This is a genomic window from Mesorhizobium sp. CA5, from assembly GCF_020165105.1.
Lineage (GTDB): Bacteria > Pseudomonadota > Alphaproteobacteria > Rhizobiales > Rhizobiaceae > Mesorhizobium.
The window spans coordinates 269,214-291,726 of sequence record NZ_JAIUHJ010000001.1; the positions used below are offsets into that span (position 1 = coordinate 269,214).

At 63.6% G+C, this 22,513-nt stretch carries 19 protein-coding genes; 7 read left to right on the top strand and 12 right to left on the bottom strand.

Annotated features, from left to right (window positions below):
- The first annotated feature begins 89 nt into the window (after positions 1–89).
- Complete coding sequence (locus LB529_RS01540; protein WP_224709960.1) at positions 90–3,527, top strand: class I SAM-dependent DNA methyltransferase; 3,438 nt, start codon at positions 90–92, stop codon at positions 3,525–3,527.
- A 182-nt stretch (positions 3,528–3,709) separates the two neighbouring features.
- On the opposite strand, the gene LB529_RS01545 is transcribed toward LB529_RS01540, so the two are convergent.
- The 6 genes from LB529_RS01545 to LB529_RS01570 form a co-directional block, all read right to left on the bottom strand.
- Positions 3,710–3,898 (bottom strand): hypothetical protein, encoded by a 189-nt coding sequence (locus tag LB529_RS01545; RefSeq protein ID WP_224709961.1) that lies wholly within the window; start codon positions 3,896–3,898, stop codon positions 3,710–3,712.
- Between the two features lie 283 nt (positions 3,899–4,181).
- A complete protein-coding gene (locus LB529_RS01550) occupies positions 4,182–4,358 on the bottom strand; it encodes a hypothetical protein (RefSeq protein WP_224548393.1) in 177 nt (58 codons plus the stop codon).
- 975 nt (positions 4,359–5,333) lie between these two features.
- Positions 5,334–5,579 (bottom strand): MoaD/ThiS family protein, encoded by a 246-nt coding sequence (locus LB529_RS01555; protein ID WP_095768248.1) that lies wholly within the window; start codon positions 5,577–5,579, stop codon positions 5,334–5,336.
- Between the two features lie 172 nt (positions 5,580–5,751).
- A complete protein-coding gene (locus tag LB529_RS01560) occupies positions 5,752–8,016 on the bottom strand; it encodes a xanthine dehydrogenase family protein molybdopterin-binding subunit (protein ID WP_224709962.1) in 2,265 nt (754 codons plus the stop codon).
- A 2-nt stretch (positions 8,017–8,018) separates the two neighbouring features.
- Positions 8,019–8,495, bottom strand: a complete 477-nt coding sequence (locus tag LB529_RS01565; RefSeq protein ID WP_095768250.1) for a (2Fe-2S)-binding protein — start codon at positions 8,493–8,495, stop codon at positions 8,019–8,021.
- Positions 8,495–9,355, bottom strand: a complete 861-nt coding sequence (locus tag LB529_RS01570) for an FAD binding domain-containing protein (protein ID WP_224709963.1) — start codon at positions 9,353–9,355, stop codon at positions 8,495–8,497. The genes LB529_RS01565 and LB529_RS01570 overlap by 1 nt, the downstream gene beginning before the upstream one ends.
- A gap of 302 nt (positions 9,356–9,657) precedes the next feature.
- On the opposite strand from LB529_RS01570, the gene LB529_RS01575 reads away from it, so the two are divergent.
- Positions 9,658–10,638: a GlxA family transcriptional regulator gene (locus LB529_RS01575; RefSeq protein WP_224709964.1), complete on the top strand. Its 981-nt coding sequence runs from the start codon at positions 9,658–9,660 to the stop codon at positions 10,636–10,638.
- A 33-nt stretch (positions 10,639–10,671) separates the two neighbouring features.
- Here the strand turns inward: LB529_RS01575 and LB529_RS01580 are convergent, their stop codons facing one another.
- On the bottom strand, positions 10,672–11,442 hold the full coding sequence (locus tag LB529_RS01580) for a hypothetical protein (protein WP_224709965.1): 771 nt from the start codon (positions 11,440–11,442) through the stop codon (positions 10,672–10,674).
- A gap of 57 nt (positions 11,443–11,499) precedes the next feature.
- Positions 11,500–12,345: a hypothetical protein gene (locus LB529_RS01585; protein ID WP_224709966.1), complete on the bottom strand. Its 846-nt coding sequence runs from the start codon at positions 12,343–12,345 to the stop codon at positions 11,500–11,502.
- Between the two features lie 588 nt (positions 12,346–12,933).
- On the opposite strand from LB529_RS01585, the gene LB529_RS01590 reads away from it, so the two are divergent.
- The 5 genes from LB529_RS01590 (at position 12,934) to LB529_RS01610 (ending at position 18,736) form a co-directional block, all read left to right on the top strand.
- Positions 12,934–14,253 (top strand): aspartate aminotransferase family protein, encoded by a 1,320-nt coding sequence (locus LB529_RS01590; RefSeq protein WP_224709967.1) that lies wholly within the window; start codon positions 12,934–12,936, stop codon positions 14,251–14,253.
- Positions 14,254–14,270: 17 nt separating this feature from the next.
- Positions 14,271–15,443: an NAD(P)/FAD-dependent oxidoreductase gene (locus tag LB529_RS01595; protein ID WP_224709968.1), complete on the top strand. Its 1,173-nt coding sequence runs from the start codon at positions 14,271–14,273 to the stop codon at positions 15,441–15,443.
- A gap of 212 nt (positions 15,444–15,655) precedes the next feature.
- On the top strand, positions 15,656–15,937 hold the full coding sequence (locus LB529_RS01600; RefSeq protein ID WP_224630349.1) for a hypothetical protein: 282 nt from the start codon (positions 15,656–15,658) through the stop codon (positions 15,935–15,937).
- Between the two features lie 104 nt (positions 15,938–16,041).
- Positions 16,042–16,998, top strand: a complete 957-nt coding sequence (locus LB529_RS01605) for a DMT family transporter (RefSeq protein WP_224709969.1) — start codon at positions 16,042–16,044, stop codon at positions 16,996–16,998.
- 184 nt (positions 16,999–17,182) lie between these two features.
- Positions 17,183–18,736, top strand: coding sequence for an alpha/beta fold hydrolase (locus LB529_RS01610; protein WP_224709970.1), 1,554 nt, complete (start codon positions 17,183–17,185; stop codon positions 18,734–18,736).
- Positions 18,737–18,755: 19 nt separating this feature from the next.
- Here LB529_RS01610 and LB529_RS01615 read toward each other — a convergent pair whose 3' ends face one another.
- The 4 genes from LB529_RS01615 to LB529_RS01630 are packed head-to-tail and all read right to left on the bottom strand — an operon-like array spanning position 18,756 to position 22,359.
- Entirely contained in the window at positions 18,756–19,211 is a 456-nt protein-coding gene (locus LB529_RS01615) for a MaoC family dehydratase (protein WP_224639850.1), read from the bottom strand.
- Complete coding sequence (locus tag LB529_RS01620) at positions 19,208–20,485, bottom strand: NAD(P)/FAD-dependent oxidoreductase (protein WP_224709971.1); 1,278 nt, start codon at positions 20,483–20,485, stop codon at positions 19,208–19,210. The genes LB529_RS01615 and LB529_RS01620 overlap by 4 nt, the downstream gene beginning before the upstream one ends.
- Positions 20,486–20,496: 11 nt before the next feature.
- Positions 20,497–21,723: a flavin-containing monooxygenase gene (locus LB529_RS01625; RefSeq protein WP_224709972.1), complete on the bottom strand. Its 1,227-nt coding sequence runs from the start codon at positions 21,721–21,723 to the stop codon at positions 20,497–20,499.
- Positions 21,724–21,780: 57 nt separating this feature from the next.
- Positions 21,781–22,359, bottom strand: coding sequence for an OsmC family protein (locus LB529_RS01630; RefSeq protein WP_224529713.1), 579 nt, complete (start codon positions 22,357–22,359; stop codon positions 21,781–21,783).
- Positions 22,360–22,513 lie beyond the last annotated feature (154 nt).

Consider the following 22,513-nt stretch of genomic DNA (forward strand, 5'->3'; position numbering starts at 1 on the left):
AATGGACCAATCTAACTCGTAGAAACTAGTGCAAGCGCGAGCATCGAAGCAATTATAACTTTAATAACTACGCGGTGTCAGTATAATGCATGGCACAGGGGAAGAATGTTAATAGAGGATTACCAGTCGCCGATTTCATCGGGCGGTGGGCTAATCTCGACGGCGGCCAAGAGCGCGCCAATTACTCGCTTTTCTTGGCGGAGCTTTGCGACCTGATTGGGGTAGAAAGACCCGACCCGGCTTTGGCTGCGCATGATTTCAACGACTATGTATTCGAACGGCGCGTCGAACGAAAGCGCCCAGATGGCACGACGGAGGCAGGTCGTATCGATCTCTATAAACGTGGCTGCTTTATTCTGGAGGCAAAGCAGAGCCGCCTACGTGGCGGCAAGAAAGCTGAAGCAGAAGGCCAGGCTGACTTATTCGCAACGGCAGAAAACAGTCTTCTAGGCGACGCATCGTCGGGCCTCGACCACGTTATGGTTCAAGCGCGCCGGCAGGCAGAGCGATATGCCGCGTCTCTGCCGGCGGATCACCCTTATCCGCCGTTTATCATCGCCTGCGATGTGGGACGCGCTATCGAACTGTACGCCGATTTTTCTGGTCATGGGCGCCACTATGCGCAGTTTCCCGATGCGCGACAGTTCCGGATCGAGCTTGGTCAACTGACAAACCCTGAGACACGGGAGCTTCTTCGTGCTGTATGGGAACAGCCCCAATCCTTGGATCCTGCACAGAGGACAGCGAAAGTCACTCGCGAGATTGCCGGGCGGCTCGCTGAAATATCCAAGGCCCTCGGGGGACGCGGCTTTGAAGCTCGCAGCGTTGCCGTCTTCCTCATGCGTTGTCTTTTCACGATGTTCGTTGAAGACGTTGGCCTTCTTCGCAAGAAGGGCTTCACCGAGCTTCTCACGAAGTGCCTCGACGATCCCAAGCGGTTTACCTTTGAAATTGATGACCTCTGGCGACACATGGATCGCGGAGACTATTCCCCCGGGATCGGCGAGAGGTTGCTTCGGTTTAATGGCAAGCTATTTAAGAATGCCGCATCCCTCCCGCTTATGGAGGGCGAAATACGTTTGCTTCGCGATGCATCGGACGCAGATTGGCGTGATTTGGAGCCAGCTATATTCGGTGCGCTCTTCGAGCAGGCGCTAGACCCCGGTGAACGAAAGCGTTTGGGAGCGCATTACACGCCGCGCGCCTATGTCGAAAGGGTTGTCGACGCAACTATCATCGAGCCACTAACTAAAGATTGGATCGGTCATCAATCTGCCGCCGCTCGCGAAATCCGCGATGGTTCTACGGCGGCCGCTATTCGCGAGATAGAAGATTTCCTGCGCCGCCTGGCGTCGGTACGGGTGCTCGACCCGGCATGCGGTACAGGGAATTTCCTCTATGTTGCTCTGCGTCGCATGAAACAGTTGGAGGGCGAGGCGCTTAAGCAACTGCATGACATCGGAGGCGATGAGGCTATCGCTCGGGTTGAGCATATCTCCGTGAAGCCGGAACAGTTCTTCGGCATGGAACTGAATAAGCGAGCCGTCGAGATCGCTGAACTGGTCCTGTGGATAGGATTTATCCAGTGGCACATGCGAACCCGCTCCACTATGCCCCCTGAACCTGTATTGGGGAGTAGCGACCATGTCCAAGCGAAGGACGCACTGCTCACTTGGTCAGGCTATCCGCACCCGCAGCTAAAGCGCGACGGGGCGGGAAGGCCTGTGGCTGACGGTCAAGGTAACGAGGTCTACGTCTATCCGAACGCAATTAGCGCGGACTGGCCGGAAGCCGACTTCATCGTCGGGAATCCACCGTTTATCGGCGGAAAGGATATTCGTGGGCGGCTTGGGAGTGGTTATGCCGAAGCCCTGTGGGCCGCCAATCCGCAGATGAACCCTGCGGCAGATTTCGTCATGTACTGGTGGGACCGCTCAGCGGATCTGCTGACCAGGAGAAGTACTCGACTGCGTCGCTTTGGCTTCGTCACAACGAACTCCATAACTCAAGTATTTCAGCGGCGCGTACTTGAGAGATATCTGCAGGGCACCCCAGCAATTTCACTTGTTCTCGCCATTCCGAATCATCCTTGGACCAAGGCGTCGAAGGATGCTGCCGCAGTCAGGATCGCGATGACCGTAGCTGAAGTCGGCGAGCGAGATGGTGCGGTACGCATCGTTACCCGCGAAGAAGGTCTCGATACCGATGAGCCCTCAATTGAGTTCTTTGAGCGCGAGGGCAGGATCAATGCTGACCTGTCGATCGGCACGAATACAGACAAAACCAAAGACCTTGTTAGTAACAGCGCAATTGGCTATCGAGGCGTTCAATTGATGGGCGGTGGCTTCATCGTCGCGAAAGAGAAGGCGGTTGAACTCGGTCTTGGAAGGCGACCCGGCCTTGACAAATATGTCCGTGAATACCGCAACGGCAAGGATCTGACATCGCGGCCGCGCGGAGTGATGGTGATAGACTTGTTCGGCACTTCGTCTGATGAAGTTAGACGGAACTTTCCGGAAATCTATCAGCACCTCTTAGCTACCGTGAAGCCAGAGCGGGACCGAAACAATCGTGCTTCGTATCGAGAGAAATGGTGGTGGTTCGGTGAGCCTCGACGGGAACTCAGGCCCGCTATCGAAGGTCTGCCTCGTTACATCGGCACCGTGGAAACGATGAAGCATCGGATATTTCAGTTCATCGACGGCAAGGTGCTTCCAGACAACAAGCTAGTGGTAATAGCGCTCGATGACGCTTTCTCGCTCGGCGTGCTGTCATCACGTGTACATGTGGCTTGGGCTCTGGCTACCGGCGGCCGGCTAGGAGTTGGGAACGATCCCGTCTATGTAAAATCCAAGTGCTTCGATCCATTCCCCTTTCCTGACGCTACCGCGTCTGCTCGAATTGAGATCGCTGCGATTGCAGAGGAACTTGACGAAACACGCAAACGGGTTCTTGCGGAACATCCCGACATAACCTTGACACTGCTTTACAACGTCCTGGAATCCGTTGTCGCGGGTACTCGCCTATCTCGTAAGGACCTGGACATCCGAAACCGTGGCCTTGTTCTCATCCTACGGGAACTCCATGACCGGCTCGATTCCGCGGTTCTGAAGTCCTACGGATGGCAGGTTGGTACTGACGTCGAGCAAATCCTCAGTGGCCTTGTGCAGTTAAACGAAACTCGAGTCAGTGAAGAGCGGCGCGGCTTCATCAAATGGTTGCGTCCGGAGTATCAGATCGAAAGGGTTGGGCCTTTAGCACATCGTGGGGACCGCGTGCAGGCGATTCTCTCTGCTAAAACGCTGGGTCGACGAGCAGCATTTCCTGCCGCACGCGTGGAGCAGGCTCAGGCCGTGCTCGACATTATGGGTCGGGCTAAAGCACCTCTTTCGGCGGAGGAAATTGCCGCAACGTTCGCATCTCCAGAAAGGGCCCTTTCTGATGTGCAAGACGTTTTGCAGTCTTTGGTCCGGCTCGGCCAAGCAGAAAGCTACGACGCTGGAAAGAGCTTCTTCCGAGCGGCATAAATGTTCTGCGGTGGCACCTATCGCCCTTATCGATCCACGGCTCAAATCGGATACTGTTCCGCCAGCCTGCGGAACAGCTCCCTGATGTCCTTGGCCTCGATCTCGTGCTTGGCCGTGCCGCCGGCGCTGAACGAGCCCCAATGGGTGACTTCAACCAGATTAGACCGGCCCCGCCCACGCCCTCAACCTTCCTCCTCCACCACAAAGGAAAGCGCGATCAGGTCGTCGATGTCGATGCCGCCATGGCCATTGTCCAGCACGTCCGCGACCTTTTGAAAGGCCAGCATGTCATCCATGCTGAGCTTGGCTTCCCTCAGCCTGTCTTGCAAGCCCGCCACCTTGGTTTCCAGGATCCTGGAAGTCTCGATCATGCTTGCCTCCGTTGCTGTCCAACGCTGCGTTCCACACGCTCAGCATCAGGCACGTGAACACGACCGGCCCGATGAAAAGGCTGATGACTACGGCTGCCGCAATGCCCATCCGCTCCGCTTTCGCGGCAACCTTTGCTAGACCGTCATCGGCCGGGACGAGGATGGAAAGATCGCGGTGATGGAGCGCGCTGTTGTCGTTTACGGCCGTCGGGGGCATCTCCCACCGCTCTCGGAATGGAAGCTGCTGCTCGGCAAAGGGTTCGCGGGAACTCATCCGCATAGGTCACACCCCCGAAAACGCCGCCTTGCCGTGGCGTTCGAAAAGCGCCAGCTTGGCCGAATAGCCAAGCCTGAGCTTGGTCTTGCAGGCATCGCACCGGAAGGTGCTCACCGACTTGAACCATGAACCGTTCCTGATGATCGGCCGGCGGCAATTCGGGCATTCATAGCGAAGACTCACGTCCCGCAACTCCTCGGAAATCGACATTGTCCACCTCTGTCCCCAGCCCCTGTTCTTTCTTCGGATGCCCACCACCTGGGAGCAGGTGGCGGGCGATCCAGCCAACTGACGATGAAGGGACTGATTGCTCGTCAGCGCAGCCCTAATGAGATTGCAGGGATTATGTTTCGCGCGATGGACCAATGCGCTGGCGAATGGGACCTCAGTCGGAGAGAGGGCCCATCTGTGGAACCCAACGTTCTTCGGCGCCTATCGTGGGCAGGCGGGGTCTGGACCTTTCAGATCCATTCCGAACCATAGGAACATTAGCGCGCCCTAAGGGTTCTCTCAGCAAGGATTGCAGGTGGAACCATGGCCGAGTTGGCATTCGCTTTTGTGTACTATTCGGGGCTGACCGGACCCGACATGCTGGGTGCGGTCGTGTCTTTGACCGCGGGGCTTCTTCTCTACAACGTCGTGCGCGAAGACCGGCCAAACCGATAACAGCCCGATAGTCATGAGCGGCTCGAAAGCGGGTGGTGTCCGCGAGCCGGGCCTGATCGGCGGGAACGGAGGGCGCCTGCCGAACGAAGGACGCTTGGAGCAGCCGCCCGCCGGGAACATTAGTGCATGCTAATTATTAATCCTCCATAGGAGGACCTGCCATGCACAGCATTATCTATCTCATCGGCCTCGTCGTCGTCATTCTCGCCATCTTGAGCTTTTTCGGGCTTAGACGGTAAGCCCCAAGCGGCCGGCACGGTCGCCAGACATGCCGGTTTCAAATTCGACAGTGCCAATATCATGGCGCCAGCCAAGGAAACCCGCGGCTGGAGGTGGCTGCGGATATCTTCGCCTATGTCTGGGCGCCTGCGTGCTGCTGCAGTTCTGTCGATGCATTCTTCGCCGCCCGTCGCCGAAATCAAACAGCAGCGGGAACTGCGTGAGGGGCTCGACAGCCAATGGTGGGCGTGTGACGGCCAGCCGCCGGTTCATTCACCCCCCGGCCAACCGTGGCAGCAGGAAAATCTCCGCCCCCTCCGGCAGTTCCTTGCTCCACGTATCCCGATAGATCGTCCCGTCGATCGCCACGGCGATTCCCCGATCGATCCACGGCTCGATCCCGGGATACTGTTCCGCCAGCTTGCGGAACAGCTCCCTGATGTCCTTGGCCTCGATCTCGTGCTTGGCCTTGCCGCCGGCGACGGCGCTGAGCGAGCCCCAGAGGGTGACCTCGACCATCAGCGCCTCAAGGTGTATCGATATTCAGGTGAGGCCCGCCTGCGAATGACGGCTTCCTGCGCTTCCGGTGCTCACGTACGTCAAGTACGCTCCGCTCCGGTTCTCGGAAGCCATCATTCTCGGCTCGGCCTGACCTGAATCTCAACACACCTTGCCCTAGCTTGGATACCTCTCAGCCCTCCCGCTCCGCCTCCAGCGCCGCCAGGATGCGCGGCGGCGACATCGGGATGTGGGTCATGCGCACGCCGACCGCGTTCGACACCGCGTTGGCGATCGCCGCCAGCGGCGGCACGATCGAGGTTTCGCCCACGCCGCGCACGCCATAGGGGTGGTTGGGATTGGGGATTTCCAGGATCTGCGTGTCGATCATCGGCAGGTCGGAGCAGACCGGGATGCGGTAGTCGAGGAAGCCGGCGTTCTGCAGCCGCCCGTCCTTGCCGTAGATATACTCCTCGTTGAGCGCCCAGCCGATGCCTTGCGCGGCGCCGCCCTGGTACTGGCCCTCGACATAGGTCGGGTGCACCGCCTTGCCGGCGTCCTGCACCACCGTGTAGCGGATCACCCTGGTCGAGCCGGTCTCGGGGTCGACCTCGACGTCGCAGATATGGGTGGCGAAGGAGACGCCGGCGCCGTCGGCGACGAGCTCGCTATGGCCGGCGATCGGCCCGCCGGTCGTGCCCGACTTGGCCGCGATGTCCTTCAGCGACAGCGGCGAGAGGTTGCCATATTTCTCGCCCTTGGCGATCGCATGGCCCTTTTCCCAGGTAACGTCCTCCACCGGGATATCCCACATCTGCGCGGCGCGATCCTTGAGGATCTTGATCGCGTTGCGGGCGGCCGAGATCGTCGCCATCGAAGAGGAGAAGGTGCCGCGGCTGCCGTCGGTCATGTCGTTGTAGCCCAGCGAAGACGTGTCGGCGACGATCGCCTTGACGTTGGAGTAGTCGATGCCGAGCTCCTCCGCCGCCACCAGCGACAGCGAGGCGCGGGACCCGCCGACATCGACGGTGCCGACGGCCAGCGAGACCGTGCCGTCCATGCCGATGTTCAGATCCGTGCAGGTCTGGCCGCCGAAGTTGAACCAGAAGCCGCAGGCCATGCCGCGTCCCTGGTTGGCTTTCAACGGCGCCTTCATGTGCGGATGGCTCTTCACCGCCTCCAGCGTCGGCCCGATGCCGATCGGTCCGTAGACCGGGCCGTAGGACGAGCGCGTGCCTTCCTGCGCGGCGTTCTTGATGCGGAAGTCCACCGCATCCATGCCGAGCTCCTTGGCGAGCTCGTCCACCGCGCTTTCCACGGCAAAGGCGGCCATCGGCGCGGAGGGCGCGCGATAGGCCGCGGTTTTGGGCCGGTTGACCAGCACTTCGTAGCCGACCGTCTTGACGTTCTCGAGCTTGTAGCAGGCGAAGGCCGTCATGGCGCCGATCTCGGCCCAGGAGCCGGCATAGGGGCCGCAGCTGTAGCGCAGCGTCGCTTCCGCCGCGGTGATCGTGCCGTCCTTCCTGGCGCCGATCTTGACGTCGATCGAGGTGGCGCTGGTTGGGCCCGAGGCGCGAAAAACCTCGTCGCGGGTCATCACCAGTTTTACGGGGCGGCCGGCCTTGCGCGACAGCGCCAGCGCCACCGGCTCGGCCCAGACATGGGTCTTGCCGCCGAAGCCGCCGCCGATCTCCGACGAGGTGACGCGCAGCTTCGAGGCTTCGAGCCCAAGCAGCTGGGCGCAATGCTGGCGATAGACGAAATGGCCCTGCGTGCAGACCCAGAGCTCCGCCGTACCGTCCGGGTTGACGCTCGCAACGCAGGCATGCGGCTCGATATAGCCCTGATGCGTCTGCTCGGTCTTGAACGAGCGCTCGACGATGAAATCGGCCTCGGCGAAACCCTTGTGGACATCGCCATGGCCGAACTGGGTGCGCTTGGTGACGTTGGAGGGCTTGGCCGGCTTTTCCTCCAGGCCCTCGGTATAGACCTGGTCGTTGATCAGCGGCGCGTGGTGCTGGGCTGCCTCGTCGACATCGGTGACATGCGGCAGCACCTCATAGTCGACCTCGATCAGCTTCAGCGCCTGGCGGGCGGTGCGGGCGTCGATCGCCGCCACCGCGGCCACCGCATGGCCGTCATAGAGCGCCTTCTTGCGCGCCATGCAGTTGTCGAGGATGTCGTACATGGCGGCATCGCCGTCGGTGAGGTCGGGCAAGTCCTTGGCCGTGATCACCGCCTTCACGCCGGCGAGCTTTTCCGCCTTCGACGTATCGATGCTTTTGATCACCGCATGCGCGTGCGAGCTGCGCAGAATCCGGCCGACCAGCTGGCCAGCCATGTTGAAGTCGGCGCCATAGCGGGCGCGTCCCGTCACCTTGTCGACGCCGTCGGGGCGGACCGGTCGCGTGCCGACCGAGGAGAAATTGCGTCCGGAGTAGCGCGGATCGAAGTTCATGATCAGGCTCCCTTCATCACGTTTGCCGCATCCTGGACGGCGCGTACGATCTTGTCATAGCCGGTGCAGCGGCAGAGATTGCCGGCCAGCCCGAAGCGGATTTCCTCCTCGGTGGGCGAGGGGTTCTTCTCCAGCAGGTCCTTGGCCGCGATCAGGAAGCCCGGCGTGCAGATGCCGCATTGCAAGGCCGCATGCTCCAGAAACTTCTGCTGCAGCGGATGCAGCTGGTCGCCATGCGCCATGCCTTCGATGGTCTCGACCTTGCGGCCCTCGGCTTCCGCGCCCAGCACCAGGCAGGAGCAGACCAGCCTGCCGTCGACGATGACGCTGCAGGCGCCGCAGTCGCCGGTGCCGCAGCCTTCCTTGGCGCCGGTCAGCCCCAGCCGGTCGCGCAGCACGTCCAGCAGCGTCTCATCGGGCTGGCACAGATATTCGACGGCGTCGCCGTTGATCGTGGTTGATACAGCTATACCGGCCATTATTTGCCTCCCGCACGCTTGTAGGCGGTCGTTGCGGCTCTCTGTGCCAGCACGCCCGCGACTTTCCGTCTGAATTCGATGGTGCCGCGCTTGTCGTCGATCGGGCGGCAAGCGCCGGCGCAGATCTTCGCCAGCCGCTCCAGCGTTTCTTCGTCGAGCTTCGAGCCGACCAGCACTTGCCCGGCTTCCTCGACCAGCAGCACCGTGGGTGCGGCGGCGCCGAGCGCCACGCGGGCAGTCTTGATCGCGCCCTTGTCATCCAGCGTCAGGTTGACGCCGGCGCTCACCACCGCGATGTCCATTTCGGTGCGCGGAATGAAGCGCAGATAGGCGTCGCCCGCATGGTCAGGCCGCTTGTCGAGCAGGATCGCCTCGATGATCTCGCCCTTGGCCAAAGATGTGCGGCCGGGTCCCGTCGGCACGGCTTCCACGGCGATCGTGCGCTTGCCCGAAGGCCCGGCGACGACCGCTTGTGCCGCGGCCGCGACCAGCGCCGGCACGCTGTCGGCGGCGGGCGAGGCGTTGCACAGATTGCCGGTGATGGTGCAGCGGCCCTGCACCTGCTTGGAGCCGATCAGGTTAGCCGCCTCGACGACGCCGGGCCATGCCTGCTTGAGCGCCTTGTTCTCGCCCAGCACCGCGCAGGGCACCGCGGCGCCGATCCGGAAACCGTCGGCCGTTTCGGTGATGTCGGCCAGGCCGCCGATCGCCTTGATGTCGACGATCAGCTCGGGCTCGATGAAGCCGCCCTTCATCCTCACCAAAAGGTCGCTGCCCCCGGCCAGGATCGCGGCCGGGCCTACTGCCTTGGCGAGCTCGCCAACGGCATCTTCGATTGAAAGCGGACGTATGTAACGCATCGTCTCCCCTTGGTGGTCATAATCGGATCGCCCGTTATAAAGCGTCTGGTTATAATGGCCATCCCGTTCGTGCATGTCCGGGTTGGGCCAGAGCCCTATTCCAGATGCGCCCAGAGGGCAGGCCAGGGGCAGACCGCGCGACAGAGCCGGATGCGGCAATCGCCCAGGCGGAGCCATTCATGCGATTAACGCCACGCGCGTCGCCTATTGCCTGCGTGGCGGCGTTGGCGAAGCAGCGCCGACCGTGCGGAATGGTCGAAAATGGCTTTGAGACAAGGCAGGGGGCGTCGGCTCGCAAAAGCATGGCCAAGAAGTTCGCATTTCTTTTGGTGCGCGATTTCACCTTGTCGCCGCTGTCGCTGTTCATCGACACGCTGAGACTCGCCGGCGACGAGGGCGACCGCAGCCGCAGGATCGAGTTCGACTGGGAGATCGTCGGCGAGCGCGGCCTGCCGATCCGCGCCAGCTGCGGCGTCGAATTGCTGCCGACGAGAGCGATGGGCAATCCGGAGGATTTCGACAATGTCGTGGTGGTCGGCGGCCTGCTCGACACCAGCCGCAAGCTGAGTTCGGAAAAGGAGGCGTTCCTGTTGCGCGCCGCGCAGAAGGGCGTGCCGCTCACCGCGCTCTGCACCGGCAGCTTCGTGCTGGCGCGCTACGGCCTGCTCGACGGCTACAGCGCCGCGGTCAGCTGGTTCCACATCAAGGATTTTCGCGCCGAGTTCCCCGATGTGAACGCCCATGCCGACAGCCTCTATTCCGTCGACCGCGGCCGCGCCACCTGCGCCGGCGGCACGGGCGCGGCCGACCTTGCCGGCTATTTCGTCTCGCAATTCATCGGCCGGAAGGCGGCGGAGAAGGCGGCCAAGATCCTCGTGCTCGACCGCATCCGCTCCAGCCGCGACGTGCAGCCGGTCGGCGATCTTTTTCCAGCGGCCGCGAGCCGCGCGGTGAAGCGGGCGCTGCTTCTGATGGAAAGCAATCTGCAGGAGCCGATCCCGATCGCCGAGATCGCCGCCAGGCAGAACTGCTCGCGCCGCCAGCTCGAGCGCTTGTTCGGCGCCGAGCTCGGCATCGGCCCGATGGCCGCCTATCTGGCGCTCAGGGTTCACTATGCCAGATCGCTGCTGGAAGGCAGCGACCTCGCGATCGGCGAGATCGCCTATCGCTGCGGCTTTGCCAATGCCGGCCATTTCAGCCGTGTCTTTCGCCAACAGGCCGGCATCACGCCGACCAATCTCAGGCACCCGAATCGGGTTTTGGTGAATGACGTTGCCAAGTAGCGGTCCCTGTGGACGACCTCGGCAAGCTGGTCTCTATGTCACGGCGATGACTTTCCCCGTCGCACCAAGGCGACACAGGACCTTCGCTTGTCGCACTTGGATGCCGCCTGGAAGCGCATAGTTTATTCGCACCTCGATCGGCGCCGCCAGACCGGCTTTGCGTTGGCGCATCGGACCGGCGCTGACCGCGTATACGCGCACAGCACCAAGCGGCGTCGTGGCCGACATGATCGCCGCGCGGCAAGCGCTCACGACTTTGGGCGGCGTGCCTGGCTTCGCTTTCAGCGATACAAGGGGCGCAAAAGGATACCCCGCTCCAAACCGCCCGAACTCCCCGCCACGTGCGCTGGAAGGTTTGAGGACGGATGGCAGGCTGATCGCGGCTGTTGCGCTTTTTGCAGAGAAAACGGTGGGGTTGTCGGGGGGCGCGGTATCCCCGGTGCCTGACGTTGCCGTGCCGGCACCCGTCGACACGCCCGCGCTTGCGCTGCCTGCAGCGTCACCCGTCGAAACGCTGGCGCCGATGGACCCGGTACCAGCGTTTGCGGACGCGCTAAGGCTTGCTCCTCCTGCGCCTGCCGACGCGCCAACGCTGACGCCGCCTGAGCTCACCGACGCGCCAACGCTTGCGCCGCCCAAGCCGCCGACACTTGCCCCCAAGCCAGCGGAGACACCTTGTGAGCCGGCGCCCAGTCCAGCGCCGACGCCAATGCCGCCGACCTTGCCGCCACCGCCGACATCAAGGGCGGCCGCCGGTCCGGTAGCGGCTGCGATCATCAGGGCGACCGCCACGTATTTGCCCATTTCAGGACCCCTCCTGGGCATGCGTTCGTGCCAATCCAAATGTACTGCTGACCATCATCATCGAGGCGGGGTCGGAAGCAACGCGTCGGGGAGAGTGATCGTCGTCGCCACCAGAACCCGTTTCGGTGATCTTGGGATCTTCGCTCTGTTCTTATCCTGCAAGCCTGTTCGGCGGACAGCTTGGCCATTCTGGCTGGCAAGTGGAACCGCGGCGGAACGCGACCCGGGCGCGCGCTCCATCTGCGCTGTGCGGCGCGCACTTTGCGCCTTGACGAGATCGATCGCCTTTCGCGCAGCGGTGAGAGCGACGGACATGTCGGTCAGCTTTTGCCGCTCCTGCTCCAGCGCTGCGCTCAAGTCGGCAGACGCCTGCTTCGCAGCGTCTCTTTCCCGACGGGCGTCATCGGCATCGCTTGCGGCCGAAACCGCGCGCGTGTGTTCCAGATCCAACACCTGGTTGACATGCTTTGCGGCAGCAACCGCCAGCTGGAGGTCCCTTAGGGCGGTGGCCCGCTCGGCCGCAGCCAAATTTGCGCGTTTCTGATCGGCCTCGCCGGCCTGGCGAGCCATGGCGAGTTCGTGCTCGAATTGTTCGACCTTATGGCGCTCTTCGGCAACCGATTGATTTGCCTCGGCCAGGGACGCTTCCACAGCGTTGCGTGCTTCGTTTGCAGAAATCAACTGTGCCTTCAGGTCTTTGATGACGCGCTGCGCCGCTTCCAGATCGAGTTTGAGGATTCCGTTGCTTTGGTTCGCCTCTCTCAGGGCCTTTGTCTGCTGTGCGGAGGTGCTGGCCAACAGCCTTGCCTGGGCGCTTGCTGTGCGCTCGGCATCCTGACTCAGGCCCAGTTGCGCTTTTGTCGACGCCAGTTCGCCTCGCGCCGCCGCGATCTGTTGCTGCATTTCGGCGCTGTTGTCTGGGGGAGATACCGCCGCCAAGAGGAGGATGCATCCGGGAATGGCGCTCCACCTCCAGTGGCGCATGCTGAAGCGAACCCACGCCGGGCGCGGGTCGTCTTCGAACTCCTCGTAAGATCCATGTATGGACGTCACTGGCCACGGTCCTCTGTCTGCCGGTATTCTTCGCGATGCTCAAGAAACACGTCATAGCGGCTGTGCGTGCGCAAAATTAAGATTCTCGGTCTTGGCGGTTCGCTCCGTGTTGAACTCCATCTACAGCTTGGACAACTTGTATTTTGCGCAGTTGACGGGCTGCTTATACCAGGTACGCCTTTAGGGGCAGGATGCATCATCCAAATGGACTAGATGTCATGATTGATCGTCTCGAAGCAGAACTTCTCGATGGCGAGCTGATCAATGTCGGGCAGTCTAAGCGCGCGGTTGCTGCTGCGCAAAATGATGAGGGTCCGCGATGACCCTGGTTGGGTCGCATGACCGGTCTGGCCGATTGCGCCGGCGCGCAAACGAGCCGTAGCTTCGTGACGAGCAGCGCGCCGCTGTTTCAACAGTCGAATTCGCCTTCGGAACGCCATGCCGCATTATCCCGACGCCATGCTTGGATCGAAAACCCTGTTCGAGCGCGCCAGGAAGGTGATGCCGGGTGGCAATACGCGCACTACGGTTTTCGTCGATCCGTTTCCGATCTACGCCGCGCGCGGCGAGGGGTGCAGGGTCTGGGACGTCGACGGCAATGCCTATTACGACTGCATCAACAATTTCACCGCGATGATCCATGGCTACGCGCATCCCGATGTCACCGCGGCCGTCGTCGAGCAGCTGCCCTTCGGCACCGCTTTCGGCGCCCCGACGCTGAGCGAGATCGAGCTTGCCGAGCTGCTGGTCGAGCGGCTGCCCTCCGTCGACCAGATCCGCTTCACCAACTCCGGCACCGAGGGTGTGATGATGGCGATCAAGGCTGCGCGCGCCTTCACCGCGCGGCCGAAGATCGTCAAGATCGAAGGCGCCTATCACGGATCCTACGATTTCGCCGAAGTCAGCCTGGACTCATCGCCCGCCAATTGGGGCGATCTGCCGAGATCCACGCCCTATGCCAGGGGCACGCCGCGCGGCGTGCTGGAGGACGTGATCGCCGTGCCCTTCAACGACAGCGAGGCACTGCGCGCCGTCTTCGCCACCGAGGGTGACAACATCGCGGCGGTGCTGATCGACCCGATGCCCAACCGTGCCGGCCTCATACCGGCGCGCCGCGACTACCTCCACGCCATGGTCGAGATCGCCCATGCCGCAGGTGCGCTCGTCATCTTCGACGAGGTGATCTCGTTTCGGCTGGGATGGTCTGGCGCGCAAGGGCTGTGGGGCATTGAGCCCGACCTGACGGCGCTGGGCAAGATCATTGGCGGCGGCTTTCCAGTCGGCGCCGTCGGCGGGCGCGCCGATATCATGGCGGTGTTCGATCCGACCGCAGGCAAGCCCGCACTGCCGCATGGCGGCACCTTCACCGCCAATCCGGTGACCATGCGCGCCGGCCTTGCCTCGATGCGGGCGCTGACGAAAGAAAGTTTTGCCCATCTTGATCGGCTTGGCGCATCGTTGCGCGAAGGGATTACCGCCTCATTCGAAAAGCATGGGCTTGCCGGCCAATGCGTCGGCCTTGGCTCGCTGTTCAAGGTTCATTTCACGTCGCATCCCGTCACGGATTACCGCTCGATCTACCCAGGGCCGGTCGAGCACAGGAAGTTCGACACCTTCCACAAGGGTTTGGTTGGTCGCGGCGTCCTGTCCGCCAGCTACGGCCTGTTCGCGCTGTCGACGCCGATGACCGAGGAAGATGCCAGCGCCATTCTTCAAGCGATCGACGAGACCTTGGGCGACGTCGCCGCGCAGTCGTGAAAGCAGGCGGACCACAGATGACAGCTTCTCCTCATGTCGTGGTGATCGGAGCCGGCACGCTGGGCATGTGCACGGCGCTCAACCTCGTCGAGCAGGGCGCGCGCGTGACCGTGCTCGAAACGCAGTCGATTGCGTCCGGGTCGAGCGGCCGGTCAGTCGGCGTCGTCGGATCGCAATTCACCGACCCGTTCGAGATCATGCTGCGCGTCCATTCGCTGCGCCGGTTCCGCGAATGGGAAGGCGAGGGGCTTCGTTTCAATCATATCGGCTATCTGCGGCTGGCCCGCACGCCCGCCCAGATGGAGCTCTTCGCCAAATCGGTCGAGGTTCAGGGCGAAGCGGGTCTTAGTTCGCGCCTGATCCATGCCAACGAACTCACGGAAATCGTTCCGCACATCAATCCCGACGGCCTCGAAGGCGGATTGTTCGGGCCCGACAACGGTTTTCTCGATCCGCATGAGATGTGCAATTTCCTTGCGGGCATCATCCGCGCCAACGGGGGCGAAATCCGTCAGTACCGCAAGCTGGTCGGGGTGCAACGGCGCCCGGGCGGCTACACGCTGGAAACCGATGGCGGCCCGGTCGATCGCGAGCGACGACTGATCGATTGCGATGTCGTGGTCAATGCGGGCGGCGCCTGGGCGCCGCAGGTCGCCGCGCTTTTCGGCCAGCGCCTCCACATCTGGCCCGAGCGCCACGAGGCCGTCGTCATCCATCTTGACGAGCCGCTCGGCTACACGATGCCGATGGTGATGGACCTCGTGAACGGCGAAGGCAGCGGGCTCAACTTCCGCCACGAAAAACCAGGCGAGCTGATCGCCGAAATCCACAAAGTGAATTCGATCGCGCCGGAGGACCCCGACAATTACAACGACCAGTGCGAGGAGCAGTCGAAGGTCGATCTGGCCGAGCTGCTTTTGGAACGCGTGCCCGACCTGCCGGGCGCGCGACTCGGCCGGGGGTGGGCGGGCCTTTATCCCGTCACCGCCGACCATCGCCCCTTCGTCGGACCATTCGATGCCTCGGAGCCGACGCTGATCACCGCTGCCGGCGCCGGCGGCTATGGCATCCAGCTCGCCCCTGTGATCGGCCAGATCGCGGCCGACTGGGTGCTTCAGGGTGCGCCGGTTTCGGTGCCCGGTTCGCAGAGCCTGGCGCCGTCGGCCGAGCGCAACGTCCTCGGTCACTGACCGATGCATCAAGCTGGCCCCTGACGCGTAAGATGCGAGCGTCCCCGTTAACCATCGATTAACTATCCGGTCGCCTTTAATAGGGTTCTGGAGGATACTGATTTCGGCCGCGAGCGAAGAATTCACGACGGCCGAAATGAGAAAAGAAGCGACTGACACCGTCGCCATTCTGCCGGGGAGGCGCCCAGCATCTTTTGATGAGGAGCGCCGGAATGAATATCGAGGAAGCAGTTACTGCAGCGACGGCAGGGTCAGGCGCGCTCCTGTCCTGTCTTGGCCAGCCGGTCGTGGCATATCACGTCACGGCCATCATGCGCGAAACCGACGCAAGACATGCGCGGCAGATGCAGCTCGCCTTGCTGCGGCGGAGCATCGAGGCCCTTGTCGAGGACGGCCTCGAGGACATCGAGGCCAAACGCTTCGCATCGCAGTTCCACGGTCGCGTCGGCTCGGCATGGGATCTTCTGCATATGGCCGGCGACACGTCGCATTGATCCTTGCCGCGTGCGCTTTTGCCGGGCCGGCTATGTAACACTCCCGTCATGAGATAGACTGTCGGCCGCGACTGGGCTGACCTTCATGGAGTGGGGGACATGCGATGCAGGCGATACCGATAGCGCATCCGGCGGAAGCGCCGGTCGCCCGAGCGATACCGTCGCTGGCTGGTTATCCCGCCGCTGCCTTGTGCTGGTTGCTTTCGGCCGGCGTCTATATCGCGGCCAAATGGGTGGCGCCGGAAATGCCGCCCTGGGGGCTATGCTTCTGGCGGCTGGCGCTCGCCTGCCTCATTCTTTTGCCGATCGTGCACCGCCATCACGGCGCGATGCTGGCGCTGCTCAAATCGCGGCCGCTGGAGATCGTCGCCGTCGGCGCCATCGGCCTGACGCTCTGCCAAGGGATGATCTACCATGGTCTGAACGACACCGACGCCGCCACGGCCGGCATCATCATGGCGATGTCGCCGATCATGACCATGGTGCTGGCGCGTCTCGTGCTGGGCGAGCCGCTCGGACTCTGGAAGTCGCTCGGCGCGGTTGCAGCACTTGCCGGCATGCTTGTGATTGTCGCGCATGGCGAGCTGGACGCGCTGGTGCAACTGCGCTTCAACATCGGCGAATTGTGGATCGTCGGCAGCGCCTTCTGCTGGGCGCTCTATACGGTGCTGCTGCGCCGCTCGAAATTCGGCCTCGAGCTCCTGCCGCTGGTGGTCCTTCTGCTTGGCGCCGGCGCGCTGGTGGCGCTGCCGTTCCACCTTTGGGAAATCGTCAACGACGAGCGCTCCGCCTTGAATGCCGACGGCCTTCTCGCGCTTGCCTATCTGGCGGGTCCCGGCGGCGCGCTGATGTACTATCTCTATAACCAAAGCGTGGAGACCCTCGGCGCCAGCCGGGCAAGCATGTTGCTCTATCTGCAGACCCTGTTCGTCGCCGTGCTCGCCTACCTGCTGCTCGGCGAGAGCCTGCACGATTACGATCTGCTCGGCGCGGCCTTCATCGTGGTCGGGGTCGTGCTGGCGACGGCGATCAAGTCGAGGCCGGTTCCGGCAAAGGCGTGAACGAGCGGCCACGTCCCTTGATAGACATATGCGGCTGCCCGAGCCGCCAAGTCGATCCGGTTCCTTGGGCGGTGAGCCGTCCGGACCAAGCTTTCCTAAATTAGCCAATTTTGCTATTGGCTGCCCCTTCGCAGCGTCGGCCAAGGCCGAAGGGGATCATGGCGATCGACAAGCGCGTGGACGCATGAACGGCGGTCAGCACATGCTGGAACTGCGCGTGCTTGGCGATTTTCAGGTCACGCGCGACGGCGAGCCGCTTCACCTGCCGCCATCGCGCAAGACGCGGGCGCTGCTCGCCTACCTCGCCGTCACCGCCAGGCAGCACCAGCGCGAGCGGCTGTGCGAGATATTCTGGGACATCCCGGACGATCCGCGCGGCGCCTTGCGCTGGAGCCTGTCCAAGATCCGCCAGGTGCTGGGCGCCGACGAATCCGTTCTTGCCGCCGATCGCAATGCTGTCGCGCTCAATGTCGAGACGGACTATGCGCGGCTGGCGCCGCTGGTGAAGGCCGATCTTTCATCACGCTCGACCGAGGAGCTCGAAGCCGCCCTGTCCTCGATCCGAGGCGGCTTTCTCGCCGATCTCTCGCTCGAACGCTGCTTCGACTATGAAGCCTGGCGACAGGCCATCGCCAGCGAGGTCGAGATCGTCGAGCTTGGCATCCTGCGCGAGCTGGTCGAGCGCCTGGGGAATGAGCCGCGACGCGCGCTGCCGTTCGCCCGGCGCCTGCGCCGCCTGGCACCCGACGACGCCAGCATCGCCGCCGAGATCGAGGCGCTGGAGGAGAAGGTCCGGTCGGTCGCCGCCCAAGCCACCGGCCGCGCGCAGCAACCTGCTTCGTCCAAGCCGCGGCAGGCGCCGTCGAGGCCTGCTGCGTCGCCGCAGGATCCCGGCCGCGCCGTGCAGTTCTGCCGGGCTCTCGACGGCACCAGGCTCGCCCATGCCAGCACCGGCAGTGGCCCGGCGATCCTGCGCGCCGCGCACTGGATGTCGCATCTCACCTTCGACTGGGACAGCCCGATCTGGCGGCATTGGATGCGGGAACTGTCGCGCCAGAACCGCCTTGTGCGCTATGACGAGCGCTGCAATGGCCTGTCGCAAAGGCACGTCGTCGACATCTCGTTCGAAACCATGGTGTCGGATCTCGAATGCGTAGTCGACGCAACCGGGCTCGACCGCTTCACCTTGCTCGGCCTGTCGCAGAGCTGCGCGGTTTCGATCGCCTATGCCATCCGCCACCCCGAGAGAGTGTCGGGCATGATCCTCTACGGCGGCTACGTGAAAGGCTGGCGGGCGCGCGGCGACGCGGGCGAGATCGCGACGCGCGAGGCCGTGGCGACACTGATGCGCGAGAGCTGGGGCAAGCCGAACCCGATGTTTCGCCAGGCCTTCTGCTCCATGTTCATTCCCGGCGCCACGCACGAGCATTTCGCCTGGATGGACGATTTGATGCTGCGCACCGTCTCGCCCGACGATGCCTGGCGTCTTCAGAACGCCTTTTCGGTGATCGATGTCAGCGACTTGCTGGAAAAGGTGCGTGTGCCAACTTTGGTGCTGCACGCGCGCGACGACAACGTGGCGCCGGTGGAGTCGGGCCGCACCATGGCGGCCGGCATTCCCGGCGCGCGCTTCATCGAGCTCGATAGCCAGAACCACATCCTCCTCGAAGGCGAGCCCGCCTTCGAGGAGTTCATCGACCACGTCCGCGCCTTCATCGCCGAGACGACGGGCGGATAACCAGGTACTTGCGAAGCGCTCAGCCGCTGATGAGCGGCACGGTGAACACCGTCGCGGTGCCGGTGAGGCAAAGCTCGCCCGCTTCGTTGCGCACCGATGTCTCCAGTTTCGTGATCGGCTTGTCGGCGCGCACCTCCTTGACCTCGACGCGGCCGGTGATCAGTTCGCCAACGCCGACGGCCTTGACGAATTTCCACGACACTTCGAGGAACACCGAGCCGGGGCCGGGGAGGTCTTCCGCCACCACCGCGTTCAGGATGCCGGAAGTGACGCCGCCCTGCACGATGAGCTTGCCGAACACAGAAGCCTCGGCCAGCGCCTTGTCGTAATGCAGCGGATTACGGTCGCCGGTCATCTCGGCAAAGGCATCGATATCCTGCGGCTGCGTGCGCCGCGAGCGTTCAGCAAAGGCGCCCACCTTTGGCCGGCCCTTGATGACACCGACCCACCCGTCCTTCATCACAGGCACAGTCATGGTCTTGCTCCGGTTCGATTGCGGGAAAGCTCGGCCGGCGGCTCGTCCTCGTTGGCCGGCGCTCGATAGGTCGAGGGCTTCGATGCGGCAGCGCGGCGGGCCGGAATGGGCTGCCCGGCCAGCGCCTGCACCTCGGCCTTCAGGACGGCGCTGAATCGGCGATGCCGCTCGCCGAGATCGTCAAGCGTCCAATCGAAGCCGGCGATGGCGTCCGTGGTGTCGAGGATCTGGTTGGCGATCATGTCGCGCTGCTGCTGCCAGACCGCGAATGCTGCCTCGGACCCACTGAGGATTGCCCGCGCGAGGCTCTCGGCGTCGCGCAGCGCGTCGGAAATGCCGTGCGAGGTGATCGGATCGCGGAAGAAGCCGGCGTCGCCCACCAGCGCCCAGCCCGGGCCGTGCGGCTGGCGGATATAGCCCGGCACGCCGCGGAACGCCTGCAGGCGCGCATCCTTGGGTGCCCGGGCCGCCTGTGCTGCCAGTGTCGGGGAAAGCGTCTCGAGCACATCCATCCGGGCGCGGGCGTGGCCGAGGCGGAAGCGCTGGTCGAACAGGCCTGTCGGCACCGAAGCGACGATGCAGGCGAGGCTGTCATTGGTCGGGATTAACGAGCCGGCGATCCCGTCGCGGAAGTACCAGTGATAGCCGGCGCCCGGCTCGACTGGCGCATAGCCATAGACATGGGCAGCCGACACCGCGCCGCGCCGCAAGGGCTGGGCGTCGACGCATTTTGCCACCAGCGAGCCGATGCCATCGGCGCCGACGACGATATCGGCGCTGACCCGCACGGCAGTACGGCCGGCGGCGCGGATCTCGATGCCGCGCACGCGGCCACGCGTGTCGGCAAAAAGACCGCCGACCGCGACCTCGTGCAGGACCTCCGCGCCGGCCCTGCGCGCCGCATCGACCAGGATGCGGTCGAGCACGGTGCGCCGCGGCGCGATGAGGCCGGGGAGGTCCGAGCTAGCGGCAAGGGGGATGGTGATCTCCTCGTCGCCATAATGGAAGGTCGTCGTCTCGATGAGCGGCGTGCCGGCTTTGAGCAGCGGCTCGAGCAGACCCCAGCGCCAAAGCTGCAACACGGCCGGTCGCATCAGCGCATGCGTCGACAGCGTGTCGGATCCATAAGGCTTGCGGTCGATCGCAAGCACCTTGAGGCCGGCGCGCGCAAGCAGCATCGCCGTCGCCGCGCCCGCGCAGCGCGCGCCAACGACGATAGCGTCGTAATGGCCATGCTTCGGAGCGGCCATCAGGGAGATGAGGTTGTTTGCCATGTTCAATGTCCTCAGGCCGCCTTGCGGCCGTTGCAATCGAGATAACGGGAGATTTCAGCGGCGATCGCCTCGGCATCCGCGCCGACGCCGCCGATGAAGTTGGAATCGCGTTTGCGCAGAAAGCGGAAGCCGAGCGCGTAGAGACCCGGCACGCTGGTGGCGCCGCCCTGATGCGCCAGCTCGCCATCGGCGCCGAGCGCCAGCGGCTCCAGCCAGCCGAACGAGCGCGCATAGCCGGTTGCCCAGACGATGCTGCGGATCGATCCGTCCGTCAGCGAAAGCCGCACCGCGCACGTCGCCGGCGTCGCCACCGGCTCGGGCCGGTACGGTGTCGCCATACCCGCGAAGCGGTCGATCTGGTCGAGTAGGCGCGCCTGCTTCGCTTCGGCTGCCGCGATGTGCTGGCCAAGATCGCCGGCGAAGCCGATCTCGCGGTCGCCGACGCCATGCACCCGCCCGGTGAGTTCCACGCCGAGCGCCTGCAGCGTGGCGAGGTCGACATCTGCCCTGTCCGGCCGGCCGGCGAGCTGCAGCGATGGCTGGCGCCGGGCGCCTTCCGGATCGGCGAGGTCTTCCAGGCGCTGTGCCATCAAGCCCATTTCGCAAAGCCAGAAGAAGATATCCTGGCCGCGCCATGTTCTGGGCAGGCGCGTATGCTTGCCGACCGAAAGCACCACGCGCCGCCCGGCGCGGACGAGCTCGTCGGCGATCTGCACGCCGGAGGACGAGGCGCCGACAACCAGCACACCGCCGCCCGGCAGCTCGCCGGGCGAGCGATATTGCGAAGCGTGGACGCTGAGCGGCCCGCAAAGCATCTCAGCCGAAAAAGGGATGACCGGCCGGTCGCAATGTCCCGTCGCGACGACGACCGCTCGCGCCAACAGCTCGCCGGCGCTGGTGCGCAAGGCAAAGCCTTCGACGGTCCGCCTGGCAGCGATGACCTCGACATTGGTCTCGACGGGTGCATTCCATTGCCAGGCGTAGCGTTCCAGGCTTTCCACGAAAGCCTCCTTGGTCATGAAGCCGTCCGGATCTCCGCCCCCGTAGGGCGAGCCGGGCAGGGCGTTCAGCCAGTTCGGCGTGAGCAGCCTGAGCGAGCGCCAGCTCTGCGAACGCCAGCGCTCGCCGATGCGGCCGCGCTCCAGCACGGCATGGTCGATCCCGGCCTGGCCGAGGCAATGGCTGAGCGCGAGCCCGGCCTGGCCCGCGCCGATGATGACGACGTCCGAGCGTCTCATGGTTCATTTCCGTCTCGGGCGGCGGCGGCCCGGATCGGCTCCGGACCGCCGGCCGGCTTACTGGATGGTCTTGATGCCGACGGTGACCGGCACGCCCTTGGTCAGCACGTCGAACACGGCCGAACGGGCGCGCGACTGCTCGACCAGCTGCTGGAGCTTTTCGGCCGGCGCGTCGCCTTCGATCTCGAACGACACCTGGATGTTCTGGAAACCATTGCGGACCTCGTCGGAGATGCCGAGAATACCGCGCAGGTCGATGTCGCCGTCGACCGAGCATTTCACCTTGGTGAGCTTGATGCCGCGCGCGGCGGCGATGTTGGCGACGCCCGCCATCAGGCAGCCCGCCAGCCCGTGCAGCAGCCACTCGACCGGGGTCGGCGCATTGTCGGCGCCGCACAAGATCGCCGGGTGATCGGCATCGGCATAATGCGGCTTCTCGTGCTTCTGCTCCTGTCCTGCGCCGAAGAAGCCGTTCATGACGGTCTTGCTGTGCGTGCCCTCGATCCACTCGTTGTGAGCACGGAACTGGAACTTGGCCAGCTCCGGCTGCCCGGCGACGAAATTGATCGTCGCCAAAAGGTTCGGCGTGTCGACGCCATTGAGCGGAAGCCGTGCAGGTTTGGTGTTGGGTTGCATCTTCATCTCCAAAGGTTCGTTTGCGGCTTGGTTGCCGTGACGGCCTCTGTTTGCCGATGGAGCGTTTGAACGAGAGTGGATGAGACCGTGGAATTTTTCATACGCCTACCGTGGAAATTGCGTCGGGCGTATCGTTTGAAACGAAGTGTCTTGA